General features: G+C 40.6%; 16 protein-coding genes and 1 riboswitch. Of the genes, 11 read left to right on the forward strand and 5 right to left on the reverse strand.

All coding sequences use genetic code 11. The features are described from left to right. The first annotated feature begins 78 nt into the window (after nt 1-78). Nucleotides 79-312, forward strand: coding sequence for a hypothetical protein (locus IEV27_RS15060; protein ID WP_188378340.1), 234 nt, complete (start codon nt 79-81; stop codon nt 310-312). 9 nt (nt 313-321) lie between these two features. Here the strand turns inward: IEV27_RS15060 and IEV27_RS15065 are convergent, their stop codons facing one another. After that, nucleotides 322-495 carry a hypothetical protein gene (locus tag IEV27_RS15065; RefSeq protein WP_188378341.1) on the reverse strand — a complete coding sequence of 58 codons (174 nt, stop codon included), beginning with the start codon at nt 493-495 and terminating at the stop codon, nt 322-324. Nucleotides 496-661: 166 nt separating this feature from the next. Between IEV27_RS15065 and IEV27_RS15070 the strand changes: the two genes are divergently transcribed. From IEV27_RS15070 to IEV27_RS19995, 7 genes are all read left to right on the forward strand, one after another. Beyond that, nucleotides 662-883, forward strand: a complete 222-nt coding sequence (locus tag IEV27_RS15070; RefSeq protein WP_188378342.1) for a hypothetical protein — start codon at nt 662-664, stop codon at nt 881-883. A gap of 545 nt (nt 884-1,428) precedes the next feature. Then, nucleotides 1,429-2,421 carry a LacI family DNA-binding transcriptional regulator gene (locus IEV27_RS15075; protein ID WP_188378343.1) on the forward strand — a complete coding sequence of 331 codons (993 nt, stop codon included), beginning with the start codon at nt 1,429-1,431 and terminating at the stop codon, nt 2,419-2,421. A gap of 146 nt (nt 2,422-2,567) precedes the next feature. Further along, nucleotides 2,568-3,071: a hypothetical protein gene (locus IEV27_RS15080; RefSeq protein ID WP_188378344.1), complete on the forward strand. Its 504-nt coding sequence runs from the start codon at nt 2,568-2,570 to the stop codon at nt 3,069-3,071. A gap of 101 nt (nt 3,072-3,172) precedes the next feature. Next, nucleotides 3,173-4,675, forward strand: coding sequence for a sodium:solute symporter family protein (locus IEV27_RS15085; protein ID WP_229735379.1), 1,503 nt, complete (start codon nt 3,173-3,175; stop codon nt 4,673-4,675). 17 nt (nt 4,676-4,692) lie between these two features. Further along, nucleotides 4,693-5,856: an iron-containing alcohol dehydrogenase gene (locus IEV27_RS15090; protein ID WP_188378345.1), complete on the forward strand. Its 1,164-nt coding sequence runs from the start codon at nt 4,693-4,695 to the stop codon at nt 5,854-5,856. Nucleotides 5,857-5,885: 29 nt separating this feature from the next. Beyond that, nucleotides 5,886-7,319 (forward strand): NAD-dependent succinate-semialdehyde dehydrogenase, encoded by a 1,434-nt coding sequence (locus IEV27_RS15095; RefSeq protein WP_188378346.1) that lies wholly within the window; start codon nt 5,886-5,888, stop codon nt 7,317-7,319. A 467-nt stretch (nt 7,320-7,786) separates the two neighbouring features. Beyond that, entirely contained in the window at nt 7,787-7,996 is a 210-nt protein-coding gene (locus IEV27_RS19995) for an aspartyl-phosphate phosphatase Spo0E family protein (protein ID WP_268235664.1), read from the forward strand. A 297-nt stretch (nt 7,997-8,293) separates the two neighbouring features. Here the strand turns inward: IEV27_RS19995 and sda are convergent, their stop codons facing one another. The 3 genes from sda to IEV27_RS15115 form a co-directional block, all read right to left on the reverse strand. Further along, complete coding sequence (sda, locus tag IEV27_RS15105; protein WP_229735380.1) at nt 8,294-8,449, reverse strand: sporulation histidine kinase inhibitor Sda; 156 nt, start codon at nt 8,447-8,449, stop codon at nt 8,294-8,296. A gap of 17 nt (nt 8,450-8,466) precedes the next feature. Continuing rightward, a riboswitch (cyclic di-GMP riboswitch) is annotated at nt 8,467-8,551 on the reverse strand. Nucleotides 8,552-8,926: 375 nt separating this feature from the next. After that, nucleotides 8,927-9,850 carry an LCP family glycopolymer transferase gene (locus tag IEV27_RS15110; RefSeq protein WP_188378347.1) on the reverse strand — a complete coding sequence of 308 codons (924 nt, stop codon included), beginning with the start codon at nt 9,848-9,850 and terminating at the stop codon, nt 8,927-8,929. A gap of 2 nt (nt 9,851-9,852) precedes the next feature. Next, entirely contained in the window at nt 9,853-11,235 is a 1,383-nt protein-coding gene (locus tag IEV27_RS15115) for a glycosyltransferase family 2 protein (protein ID WP_188378348.1), read from the reverse strand. Between the two features lie 377 nt (nt 11,236-11,612). On the opposite strand from IEV27_RS15115, the gene IEV27_RS20145 reads away from it, so the two are divergent. The 3 genes from IEV27_RS20145 (at nt 11,613) to IEV27_RS15130 (ending at nt 13,224) form a co-directional block, all read left to right on the forward strand. Beyond that, complete coding sequence (locus IEV27_RS20145) at nt 11,613-11,792, forward strand: YrhK family protein (RefSeq protein WP_209488416.1); 180 nt, start codon at nt 11,613-11,615, stop codon at nt 11,790-11,792. Between the two features lie 366 nt (nt 11,793-12,158). Next, complete coding sequence (locus IEV27_RS19900; RefSeq protein WP_229735381.1) at nt 12,159-12,422, forward strand: CBS domain-containing protein; 264 nt, start codon at nt 12,159-12,161, stop codon at nt 12,420-12,422. A gap of 67 nt (nt 12,423-12,489) precedes the next feature. After that, a complete protein-coding gene (locus IEV27_RS15130; protein ID WP_188378350.1) occupies nt 12,490-13,224 on the forward strand; it encodes a YqjF family protein in 735 nt (244 codons plus the stop codon). 32 nt (nt 13,225-13,256) lie between these two features. On the opposite strand, the gene IEV27_RS15135 is transcribed toward IEV27_RS15130, so the two are convergent. Next, nucleotides 13,257-13,616 (reverse strand): SpoIIAA family protein, encoded by a 360-nt coding sequence (locus tag IEV27_RS15135; protein WP_188378351.1) that lies wholly within the window; start codon nt 13,614-13,616, stop codon nt 13,257-13,259. Nucleotides 13,617-13,953 lie beyond the last annotated feature (337 nt).

The following is a 13,953-nucleotide window of genomic DNA, read 5'->3' on the forward strand; positions in this document are numbered from 1 at the left end:
GTTTCAGGTGATGAAGTAGAAAAAGTCAAAGAGATTAATAGCTACTTATACGATGCTACGTTCCACCTCACTCAAATAATGAAGGAGGAAAAAGTAGATAAAGAGGGCGTCACTCCATATTTAAAGGAGCTTAAAGCTGAGCTAGATGTTAGTGGTGTATCCAGTCATGATTTAAACTATTATAATTTACTAAAAAACCCCCGGCCCGTTGCCGAGGAAAATAGTGAGGCGGAAATCCTTGAATTAATCGATCAAATGCTGGAGGACTCTAAAGAATTCTTTGAAACGGTTGATAAAGAAGCAGAGAATTAGGTACAACCATTAATACAATTTTTTTAATATGAACTGGGCAATTACACGGGCAGCAAGTCCGATTAATAGTGCTATAAGCCAAATGATTAAAATGTTATCAGACACTATCATCCCAACCTGGAATCCATAAACGAGCGCAACTCCTATTATAATTCCTATAATAATTCTTTGAGACAATTTCATAGTTCCACCTCTTACAATTATATTGACGATCTAATCCCTATATTTCCTAAGAGGGAATAGTTAAACATTTCCATGTCCAGTGAAAGAGTAACATTATGGATCGCCCCTTACCTACAGCAGGAAAAACCCACTTTTTGTCGAAAGTTGTCTTCAGGAGGTGTTTTTGGTGAAAGAGATTGTGACGAATGTGTCTTTATGCAATGGCCATGTGATTAAAATGGTTCTTGAAAGAGAAAGCGTAGAAGCTGTCATTGAAGAGCTGCTGGAAAGCAGCGGTACATTTAATGAAGATGGAGTTTCTTTTTTAAAAGATCATGTGATTTCGGTGGAAGCCAGTGAGAAGCGCTTACCACGAACGAGTACTGATGCAAAGAAATATGTACCTTGATCGGAAGCATCCCATTTGGGGTGCTTTTTATATTAATTGGAGGAGGATGTTCATATTTTCCTGAGAATGTTCATATATTGGGCGAAATGTTCACAAAACCACTCCAAATGTTCATATATTCCTTACAATGTGCATAAATGCTGTGAAAGGTTCATATTGCTAGATTCACTGGCTTTTGCGATCAATGCTTGATACGAAAACAATCGCTGCAAGCACAAGTAATCCAACTGCGTTCTTAATTTTCATTTTCTCAAACTCCCTTTTAAACTTTTTATGATGTTATAAGGACTATATCATATGAAGTTATTTTTTGGTAAAAATGTAATTTAGAAGTTGTGACATTTATATAGTGATCGATTTAATAAAGTTCTAGCAAATGTAAGAATTATCGTTTGAAATGTCAGAAAAAGCATGACAAATGTCAGAATAAATCCCCAAATGTCAGAAAAAAACACCAATGCTTTTTCACCACTCCCATATTGACAATTTTCTGAATGTATTTTAACTTAACATGTAAGCGCTTTTATAATTGAGGAGATAAAAACATGACGTCATCTAAAGATGTAGCAAAACGCGCAGGAGTTTCTCAGTCTACCGTTTCAAGAGTACTGAACACGCCTGAAAAAGTGGACAGGATAAAGTATGAAAAAGTAGTTGAGGCCATGAAAGAACTGAACTACCGGCCGAATTCGATTGCAAGGTCGCTCGTTAAGAAACAAACGAAGTCGATTGCACTGATCTCAGGACCGCTGCACAACCCATTTTTTGTGGAAACGACGACATCGATCGTCAATTATTCTAAAAAGAGGGGGTACAACGTCAACGTCCATTTTGAAAACTTTGGAGACAATATGTCTGTTTATCAAGATGTTCTTGAACATGAAGTCGATGGGATTATTTTGTCATCGATCTTGTATGATGATCCGATATTTCCTGAGCTTCAAAAGCAAAATATTCCATTCATTATGTTTAACCGTAAGCATCGTGAGCCTGGCAATTATGTGGAGATGGATAATGTACAGGCGGGTCGCATTGCCACGGAGCATTTAATGAATTTAAATCATACGAACATTGTTTGTGTAGGTGGACCTTCATCGATGACGACGTTTCAAGGTCGGTATGAAGGGTTTAGACAAGTGATGGAGGAAAATGGAATAGAAGTTTCGGATCACAATGCCCGGATGACGGACACGAGTGAAGAGGCGATTCGAGAAGTGATCAGGGAGATCCTGGCTGAAAAAGATCGTCCGACCGCTATTTTTGCAGCCACCGATTCGATCGCTATTTTTATATTGGATTATTTAATTCAAAAAGGGTATAGCGTACCGGAAGATATGAGTTTGATTGGGGTCGATAATATCGCTTTAAGCAGTCATCATTCGTTTCAGCTCACCACAGTCGGCATGATGGAAAAAGAAAACCTGGGCCAGCTGGCGATCGAACATTTAATTGAACACATTGAATGTCCAGACAGTGAGTCTGTGCAGGAAACATACCCTGTTCAATTATATAGACGATCGACGACTAGAGATATTTAAACGTGTTTTTGAATACGTATTCAAAGGATGCGCTGCTGTTGTAGTGAACAAAGGTAAAGACAATAAGGGTTTATTCTATAATTTTATGTAAAGGGATAAGAATACGTAACCATAGTGAGTCTCTTAAGACTAAGGGAGGTGAATGTTTGATGTACACGCTGCAAGAGAAGGACACGATTCAATTACCAGATCAGTATACCATGGTGTATTATCCTTATATGGTTTCTGAATGGTCCGTGGAGTATCAACCCTTGCCGTTTATGAAGAAGCGAAAAGAAAAAATGAGGGTGATTTCAAACTTGTTCCATAAAGAAACAGGGCTGTTTGAATGGCCTGCGGATAAAATGGAAGCGCTGTCAAACGAGAGGGAAGGGATTTTCTTACCAGAGCAATATGAAGAGTCTGCTCGTCATCATACGTCCCTTGATTTTATACGTAATCTTTACCTCCACAAACGAAAAGTTTGGTCCAGTCCCGTCATAGACTGTTTGAATACGTATTCACTATATGTAACCTATGCCATTTTCCCGGAAGATCGCAAGGGGCGTAAGGTCTATCAAATGGTAGAGCTGGCCACAGGTCAAAAGGTGAATCTGCAGCACCATAAAAATATTTATCATTACTTACAATCGAAGGAGGTGATTACATGACGTTCTTATATATCATGATTGCTGTTATTTTTGGAACATGGATTGGGATGGCCCTGGTGCTCTTTAAAACAAATTTTCTAAATAAATAAGGGGGGATTACGTTGAGTGTAGTCGTTTATTCTTGGATTTTTATGGCGATTTTTATAGGGATTATGCTTGTGATGGGTTTTATCGGAATGAAAAAGACAAACACCGCTGAAGATTTTGCGACGGCCCGGTCCAGCTATGGACCCATAACGATTGCGCTGGTGATCAGTGCAGGGGTATCCAGCGGTTCTACGTTTATGGGGATGCCTGGGTTAGCTTATGACTTAGGTACACCGAGTTTATGGTATCCGTTGTTATATCCAGTGGCCACAGTGATTGGGATGCTTTTTGTCGCGAAGACCATTAAGAAATATGGAGATGAATTCGGAACGCGAACGATTCCAGAATTTATTGGCGATCGATTTAAGAGTGAATTCTTAAGAATCGTCTTAACAATCATTTCCATTCTATTAATCTTCTACGTGGTTTCCCAGCTGGTCGCAGCTTCCACTATGTTTCAGATTATGATGGGCGTTGATTATCATTGGGGCATTATCATTACAGGCGTTGTACTGGCGATTTATGTATTTATGGGCGGCTCCCATTCTGACATTTTAACGGACTCGATCCAGGGCTTTCTTATGTTGATTACATCCCTGGTGGTCGTGGCTGTCTTTGTGGCAAGTGTTGGGGTGGAAGGTGGCTTTGGAGATATGATCTCAACGATAAAGGAAAGGAACCCTTCTGGTGGTTTTGATCAACTGTTCCTTCCCGGTGACAATACGTATGGCTCACTTTGGCTGGTAGCCTTACTGTTTATCGCCCACCTTCCTTTTGGTATTTTACCACATTTAGGCAACAAATTCTTAGCTGTCAAATCAAACAACGATATGAAGAAATTGATTATGTACTGTACCATCTTTGCAACGATTTTACCTTTAATGGGTCTTGGCGGAATGCTAGGGATCGCCGTTATTGATCCAGGGATGGACATTCGTCCTGACCAGGTCATTCCTGTACTCTTTCAGGAGATTTTTCCTCCATTTTTAGCAGCATTTTTAGCGGTTACGGTTCTATCGGCCATTATGTCCACATCGGACGGGTTAATTGTTTCCTTAACCCAGCTGCTTGCTAATGATTTGTATCGTAAATCCATCGTTCCAAGAACCAATGTGACAAAAGAAAAAGCGGAGAAAGTCGAACTGATCATCAGCCGTTACTCCACATTTGTCGTGATTCTCGTCGCTTCGATCATGGCGTGGAATCCGCCGGAGTTTCTATCGATCTTCATGTGGATTGGAATTGGTGGAATTGTCTCCGCAACGGCAGGGCCATTAGTTGTCGGAGCTTTATGGAATCGAGCAACCAAAGCAGGGGCGATCACGTCATTATTAGTCGGGACGCTTTCTTATTGGTACATTTACCTGCCGATCGGGATGGGCGTCAGCAACCCGTTTGCTGCGGCCGGTGCAGGCGTATCACTAAGCATGATCACGATGGTGGTATTTACGTTAGTCGCAGGAAAAAAACATGAATTAAATACGCAATCTAGCGAAAAAGTATCGATTCATTCGTAGAAAGGGAGAGTCATACCATGAATTCTTTTATTACGCCGCAGAATATCTATCACGGGGAACACTCCATTGAGCAGCTGCGAACGATTGTTCAAGATTTAGATGTAAAGCATGCCTTTTTGTTAACGGATCCTATGCTAAAAGAATTGGAAGTCATTAAGCCTATTGAACATATTTTAGAGGAAGAGGGCATTCGGTACGATTTATCGACGAATGTCGTCCCTGAACCTCCGTTAGCTATAGGGAACGAAGTCGTGCAGGAAATAAGAGAACAGAAACCCGATCTTGTCATCGGAGTTGGCGGAGGGAGTGCCCTGGATCTTTCCAAAGCGTCTGCCGTGCTGGCAGACCATGAGGGGTCCGTTGAAGATTATTTAAATTTAACGGGTACCAAACAGCTTCAATCCCCTGGAATTCCAACGGTGCTTATCCCAACCACAGCCGGGACAGGGGCTGAAATAACGGATATTGCTGTTTTTTCCTTAGAGGATACGAAAGATGTCATTACCCATAAGTATTTGTTAGCGAATTACGCCATCGTCGATCCTCAGCTCACCTATACACTGCCGCCAAAAGTAACCGCAGCCAGCGGTGTCGATGCGTTGACTCATGCCATTGAAGCTTTTACATCCGTAAACGCCACGCCGTTAACCGATACGCTTGCTTTAGATGCGATGAAACGAATCGTTAACAATCTGCGAAGTGCGGTTTGGAATCCGAAGGCTTACGACGCAAGAAAAGAAATGTCGCTAGGCAGTTTAATTGCCGGACTGAGTTTTTATAATGCGGGGGTAGCCGGTGTACACGGTTTAGCATATCCGCTTGGAGGATTATTTAAGATCCCTCATGGTGAAGCCAATGCTGTGCTGCTGCCTTATGTGTACCACCGGATTTGGCCATCATGTTTAGATAAGATGAACGAGTTAGGTGAAATTTTCTCCATCTCTTACGAAGGGAAAGATAAACGACAGGTGGCTCAAGAGGTTGTGCAATCTCTTCATGAACTCGTAAAAGACGTCGGGCTGCCAACGTCCATCTCTGAATACAACATTATATCAGACGATATCGAGCAACTGACCAGTAATGGGGCGAAGCAAACACGCTTACTGACAAGAAGTCCTATGCCTTTTGATGAGAATAGCATTCGTAACGTCTATCAGCATGCACTTCGCGGCTGGGAATAATTGAACTTTATCATTAGAGGAGGAGAACCATGAAGGAATTAAATCTATTAAACTATGTGGCAGGGGAATGGGTAGGAGAAAACGAAGAAACCTTTGACATTACAAACCCGGCCACTAATGAACGAGTCGGAACGATGCCGAATGGTACAAAAGAGGATGTACTGGCTGCGATTGAAGGGGCGCAGGCTGCATTTGAGGAATGGAAGGTATTATCAGCAGAAGAACGCTCGGATTATTTAGAAAAATTTTATCAGCGGGTGATCGAGCGACAAGAAGAGATTGCTCGGATTCTAACGCTTGAAAATGGCAAGCCGTTAAAGGAAGCAAGAGGAGAAGTGTTGTATGCTGCTTCATTTATTAAGTGGTACGCCGAAGAAGGAAAAAGAGTGTACGGACGAACCATTCCTTCAAAAGGACCAGGGCAGCGCATCCAGGTGATGAAACAACCCGTTGGAGTCATTGCTGCTATTACACCATGGAATTTTCCAGCAGCTATGATTACTCGAAAACTGGCTCCCGCCTTAGCTGCAGGCTGCACGTTCATTGTGAAGCCGCCAAAAGAAACCCCATTAACGGCTGCTAAATTAATGGAATGTGCAGAGGAAGCTGGGATTCCGAGTGGTGTAGTTAATATGGTCGTTACCCCAAACGAGGCATTTAGCGAAACCATTCAGCAAAGTGAAGTCGTTCGCAAACTGACCTTCACAGGTTCTACGGAAGTTGGAAAATTATTAATGAAGCAAAGTGCGGATCAAATGAAAAATATTTCACTTGAACTAGGTGGACAAGCTCCACTCATTGTTCTGGATGATGCTGATGTAGAAGCAGCCGTCGAAGGCACGATCGCTTCGAAATTTAGAAATGCCGGCCAAACGTGCATATGCGCCAACCGACTGTATGTTCAAGCAGGAATTTACGATGAATTTGTAAGCCGATTGAAAGAAAAAATAGAGGAGCTCAACGTAGGAAATGGGCTGGAAGAAAACGTCGATATTGGACCACTGATCAACCAAAAAGGGTATGAAAAAGTCGTACGCCACGTCGAAGATGCCAAAGAAAAAGGAGCAGACATCGTCGTAGGCGGCCAAGGGCAATACGAAGCTCCATTTTACGAACCTACCTTAATTCTCGGGGCGAAAGAAAATATGCTATGTATGACCGAAGAAACCTTTGGCCCCGTCGTACCGGTACAAAAAGTCGAAACTGAAGAGGAAGCTATTCGACTGGCCAATGATACACCTTTTGGATTGGCCGCCTATTATTTTACGGAAAATATGAATCGCGGCACAAAGATGGCAGAGGCTTTAGACTATGGAATTATTGGCTGGAATCATGGGGCCCCGTCCGCTGCGCAAGCTCCTTTTGGAGGAATGAAGCAAAGTGGATTAGGAAGAGAAGGAGGAGCGGAAGGTATTGAAGCGTTTCTGGAAACGAAATATCTTTCGATTGGCATTAAATCATGATTCATCACGTGCTTGCACACGATGAGTGATTGACAGAGTTTTACGTGAAATAAAATGTCCTGGGACAAAAGAATCTATTATTGAGAAAGACCCGAACAAAATCATTTAAATTTGATCGGGTCTTTCGTATGTAACATTCTGGGTATCCGCCGCTTCGTCAACATCCTTCGCTATCCGCGGCCACGGCCTTAGTCTCCTCAGAAAGCAAAAACCGCTTTCCTGCTGGGCCTTATGACTCGTGCTGTTACCGCAGGAGTCTACGCCTGTTGACTAAGTTTCATGTTTCCCTGTCTCTGCCTCTTTCTCTTTGATTCCTGGTTAGATGTTCCCTGACAGTTGGGGCATCGATACAAGAAGTTCTTTATAGTCTAGGTAGAATAGCATTCGTTTTCACCAATAGGGCTGATAAAATCGAGTCCCAATATTAAGTATTTCATTCTTTAGAATCGAATTGTATCGATTAGACATTGAGTCCATTAGATCATCTCGAAAAGGGGTATATAGTTACCATTGGGGGTGTCAGAATTACTATAAAGCAATTAGAAGAAAGAATTGAACAACTACGACTGGAAATGTACAAAGCGTTTCTTGAAAATCCTCAAGACCCCCAAGTGGTAGAGATTTCGCAATCCCTGGATGAACTCTTGAACGAGTACAACCGTCTTACAAAGAAGTAATTTAGGATTACTCCTTTCGTCTGAGTGGATTGCGAGTGGAAAATCACCCAACCTCCATAGCACATCATGAATTAAGGGTGGTTTTCCATTTTCCTTACCATCTCTACTTTAATAGCTTACGAGAATTTCTGGTAGGATCTTAACGACAAATTAATACCCATAAAAAAATAGCCCTTTTATTGGGCTTTTAGGAGTTTATATATGATTTCTTTAATGAAAGAATGGAAATTAGACTATCTCGCAGGGTGTCTAAAGCAGCACACATTGATTATTTATCTAATCATAGGAAACTTTTGCTCATATACAAGGACAATACATCTTTCTGCGTTGTAGTTCCTCAATAACTAAGCTTAAGAAATCATTAGACACACCGATTTCTAGAGCAGCGCAATACGTTCGAACTAGTACATCATCTGGCAGTTCGACAATTTTACCTCCACTCCTATAGGCCATTGTAGTTTCTTCTCTCCTTTTAGAGGAGCCGGTTGCACTAATTGTTCATTATAATTCAAGTGCCCACATACGAATTATAAATCATCACATTCTCTTATTATAAATTAAAATTCTCAGCAGTTAGTTCATTGATCCATAAGAGTATTCTCTACTACAATTCTTGCTTTTTGGATACCTCATTTTGCTTGCAAATTAATATAGATACACATTCTCTCATTGTATTTATTATACAATAGATACATACGTAAAAATATAAAAATAATAGATTAAACATCCTGTTTTTATAATATTTTTGAAGTTTATTATGAAACTATCATTAATCTGAAGTTGTTTATATATTGGTTTAGGATGAAAGTCCATTTTATCCTAAAAATAGCCCAATTATAAGAGAAATGCCCTCTACTTGAGTTAATGCTTGAGCTGTTGTTTAAGTAGAGGGATTTCCCGGATTTTTCTTTTATATTCGTACGTCCAATTTTAATTCTCTTCTTCTAAATGTTCTTTCAATACGTCTGAAAGTTCCTCGACTTGATTTTCATCAGGCATATAATAATACGTTTCGTCGATTTCTCCATCCTCACCTTCAATTTCGTGCTGCTCCACACGTTCAAGAGCATCACTGTAGTTCGATTGAATCTCCCAAATTTCATTTAAACTGAAGTTCGTGCGTACATTGTCTTCAATGACTCCAAAGATCCCTTCCACTTTTGTGATGGAGGAAAAGTTGGATCCTTTATCGATCATTCCACGAATAATCTTCCGTTGTCGCTCCTGACGTCCCAAGTCTCCGCGCGGATCGTCTTTTCTCATACGAGAGTAGGTCACAGCCTCTTCACCATTTAATTGTATAGGACCTTCTTCAAAATGAACGCCCTTATAGGTGAATTCGAAATCGTTGGTTACTTCGACTCCATCGACGGCGTCCACCATGTCTTCGAAGCCTTGCATATCGATCCGGATAAAGTAATCAACCGGGAGATCAAGAAAGTTTTCTACCGTACGCATCGTCATTTGCGTCCCGCCGAATGCATAGGAATGGTTAATTTTATCTTTTATGTTTTCTCCCGCGATATCTGTATACGTATCACGAGGGATACTCACCATGTGTGTCGATTTCTTATCAGGATTTACGGTTAGTAACAGTAGGGCATCGCTGCGCTGGTTCGTGTCTCCTTCACTTCCTGGTTCATCGATCCCCATTAATAAGACAGAAAAAGGATCTCCTTCCTCAAAGTTGATCCCTTCGAGGCGTTTCTCTGATTCCTTCCGATCAATATCCTCCTGGATGCTCGTGAACGTAGAAGTGACTAAATTCCAACCGTAACTTCCGGCGGCTACAAGTAAGACACCCATACTCGTTAAGGCAACGAGCAGTATTTTCTTCCACTTTGTTTTCCTCATAATTACCTCGCTTTTTGATTATAAGTTGGTGGCTGAGACGCTGAATCTACATGATAGGTTCGACCTGTTCGTTCGACTTTCTTCCAATCCCGATTAAAGAAATAAGCGATACTGCCGTACATAACGAAATACATCGTGACAAACCGGTGAATCAACACGTCATACACGACGGTATTAAATAGAAGAAAGTGCTCGCCTTTTTCGAACGAAAATCCATATCGTTTCAATTGACTGATGGCCAGTAAATTATAAATAAAATTAAATAAGAAGATATAGGCTAAATACACAAGGATAAATCCAATAACTACGAAGGCCATATTCATAAGCGCATTGGCAACAAAAAAGCCGGCCGTAATGTATGCCGCCAAAATTCCTACAAAGAACGATTCAATGATGTAAAAGAACGAAACAGCTTTTGTGAAAACTGTTTTTCCGAGAAAGGTGCGAAAGTGAACGAGGCAGTCCATATAAGACTTTTGCCAGCGAATTCTCTGCTTAAATAAATCTCTCCACGTTTCAGGTAACTCGGTATAGCTGATGGCATCCGTAATAAGTAAGACTTTTTTATCCTTCAGTTTGGCGATGTATCGATGAATTTTAAGAGTGATATCGATATCTTCCCCCACGGATGAACGATAGCCGCCGACTTCAATGAGTGCACTTTTTTGAAAAATACCAAACGCACCAGAAATAATCGCTAATGCTTGAAACCGTGCAAGTGATAATTTTGTAACGTAAAATGCTTTCAGAAAATCAAGCATTTGCACGCGGACGAGCATTTTTGTACCCGCTAAGGACAGTTTTTTGAGCGGGTTGGCTGATTTCGTCTGTAACACATGAACCATACCGCCAGCTGCCACAACATTAGGGTCGGAGAATTTTTCATTAACGACATCCAATGCGGGAGGGGTGAGTACCGTATCCGCATCCAGTGTGACGACTAATTCTTTTGAAGAATATTCGATCCCTGCATTTAAAGCATCTGCTTTCCCGCCATTCACTTTGTTAATGACATAGATGTGCGGATAAAGAGAAGATTGATAAACAATATCCACTTCCTTATGGGATAGATTGCGTTGAGGGCATTTGTGAGATGGTTTTAAGTGCAGAAGCTGATGCAAAAGCGGTAACGTCTCATCTACGGAACCATCGTTTATGTAAAGAACTTCAAAATTACCGTAAGCAAGCGACTTCATGCTTTCCACAGATGTTTCAATAATTCCAGCTTCATTATATGAAGGAACTAATATGCTGATCCCCTTTTCTGATTCCATCGGTTCTTTTTTCTCTTCATCCTCTTCTCGAAACCAGGGCAAGCAATGAAATAAATGAAGAAGTGGGAAAAACAAACATAAACAGAAAAAGATGATAAGGAAAATTTCCAAGAATAGGCTCCTCTCGTTAAAGATTTAATCTACATAATCCTTCAAATTTCGATCTTTTTCAAGGGTGTTCTAAAGAAATCTTACAGAATACCCACTAGAATGATCTGGATCCTTATCATATGAAAAAACGAATGGTTCAAATTTCCTGTGCTTTGATAAAAATTATGTGAAGAACATGGTTTTGCCTGTAAAGAAAGTTTACTTTAAAACGAAGAGTTTAATCAAAATCTAAATTGGTAACTAATCATGAAAGAAGAATTTGTGAGGGAAAGGAGTATTCCAAAACTAACCGAAGACAAGAATTACCTAGATTTGAAGGCAGGCGGGTTTCGCGTTTTTTCTGGAAAAGGTATAAGTTTATCTCACTTTTTAACGATGTGCTCGTAGGTGTCTTCTTTATTGCAGGCAGTACACTGAATTTCTTTTCAGTTACGGCGTTGTATGGAAATACATGTTACCTGTTGGGCAGTTTATTTCTCGGCGCACGCCCAGTCCTTAAGTTTATTCATGACACCACTTTAAAAAATGAAACGAAAAACACGATAGGAAAAGAATGAGGGCCATAAGCCAGTTTATACCGCCTTGCCTGGAAGTTTTAAACGGTTTCTTGAAAAATGAGGACTATGGTCTTTCTTGCTTACCCTTTTCTAGTTTGAAAACCATAGGCATAAACGTGCATAATGCTCCTGTGAGGTTTTAAAAGGCTTTCAAGGTGGAAATTGCTAAAATATAGCAATGACTACATAAAGAAAGGTGGAGGGACAATGAGTAAAGTAAAAGACGTGATGACGACTAACCTGACGACTTGTAACTCTTCGGATGATCTGGCTACGTTAGCTAAGCAGATGTGAGATGAAGATGTAGGATTTGTCCCAATCGCCGAGGAAGGTAAGTATGTAGGCGTAGTGAAAGACCGGGATATCGTGGTTAAAGGTTTAGCCAAAGGTTCAGCTGGTGAGGTTAAAGCGTCCGATGTGATGACAGAGAAGGTTATAACCGGCTATCCAGAGATGGAAGTAGAGGAAGCGGCTCGCCTGATGCAAGAGCACCAAATCAAAAGACTTTTAATTGTAGAAAGTGATACGGTAAAAGGTGTAGTAACTCTAGGTGACATTGGATACCAGGGGATCGATGAAGCAGCCGCAGGAATTGTCCGTGAAGTCTCCAAAGGGCAGTCAAACAACTAGTAACGTACGAGTGGGAAAAGATACGCTATCATGCCATAGGGTATCTTTTTTATAGGAGGAAGCGAATATGTATAAACAGATCGTGGAGCAGACAGACCATAGAACCACTCCCATACCTGATGGTCCCTGGGTGATGACCCAAAGGTGGGAACATCTTTTATTTCTACATTTCCCTTTAAACAAAGAGACGATGGGGCCTTATATCCCTGAAGGCCTTACGTTAGATACATATGAAGGAGAAGCCTGGATCACCATTCTTCCATTTGTAATCAGCGATATGCATATTAGAAACCTCCCGCCTCTTCCATTTGTAAATAATTATTTAGAACTCAATGTAAGAACGTATGTAAAACGTAACGGAGTCTCTGGTCTTTATTTTCTAAGTTTAGATGCCAGTAAAATCTTAGCTGTAATGGGAGCAAGATTGACCACGCTTCCTTATTATTATGCAAGGATGTCTATGTTCGAACAAGACGGACAATATCACTTTTACAGTCAGCGTAAAGGAAAGACAGGATCCCTTCTTCAAGGCTCCTACCGGCCTCACTCCGGCTTCTATGTCCCCAAAGATATATCGCTTGATCAATGGCTGCTGGAACGATATTATGCCTGGAGTTCCCTTGGCAGCCTCCTTGTCGAAGTCGGAATTCACCACACGAAGTGGGAGGTTCAGAAAGCTCAAGCTGAGATTCAAGCGTATAACTTAACCCCTTTTCCTGTTCAAGAAATGACAAAACCGCCGCTACTTCATTACGTAAGATCCAAACGAGTATTATTATGGGCGCTTAACCTCGTGAAATAAAAAGTTTCCTTCTCAATAGGGAGAAGGAAACTTTATTGTTGTTTCATCCACTTCCAGGCTTTCTCCTGTTCCTTATCTTCAAATACCTCTACTTGAATACCGGGCAGATATTTCCCGACTTTTGCGGAGGCTGTAATCCAATCTTTATGGCTGATAATGGCAAACTTGTCAAATTGCTTCCACCGTTTAGCATCTACTTTCATCCCTTTAAGAAGTCCTTGTTGAGTAATTCCATTCATTTCTTTTATATAAGCGATCACATTAAATCTGTCTTCGTCTTTAAATTGAGTCTCAATATATTCATCGAGATGAAGCGCATCCCTGCCAGTGGCTTCCCCTTTGACCTCAACTACGATGGTTGAGGGATCTTGACTGGGTAAAATGGTAAACATGTAAACATCTCCTCCTTGAGAAACCATTCACGAAACTAAACAACTATAAACATTGGCGAAAATGATTATTATTACCTTCCTTCATCTGTGATTTAAGTCTTGCTTTGGTTCATGAATTGGTAAAAAAGATTGATATGAAGTTCAGTGAATATTGTATTATTAGGCTTTATTAGGTGAAGGAATCTTTTGTTTTATTTGAAAAAATATTGCGTCAACAGGAAATAAACAACATTTTTGTTTAAAATTTAATTACCAATATTTCGGATATTTTACAAAAGTAATTTCAAATAAAATTTGTAGTTTAACTTAACTAAAAAGTGAGAAATTTAAAATTGTA

Source organism: Halobacillus andaensis (assembly GCF_014636475.1).
GTDB lineage: Bacteria > Bacillota > Bacilli > Bacillales > Halobacillaceae > Halobacillus_A > Halobacillus_A andaensis.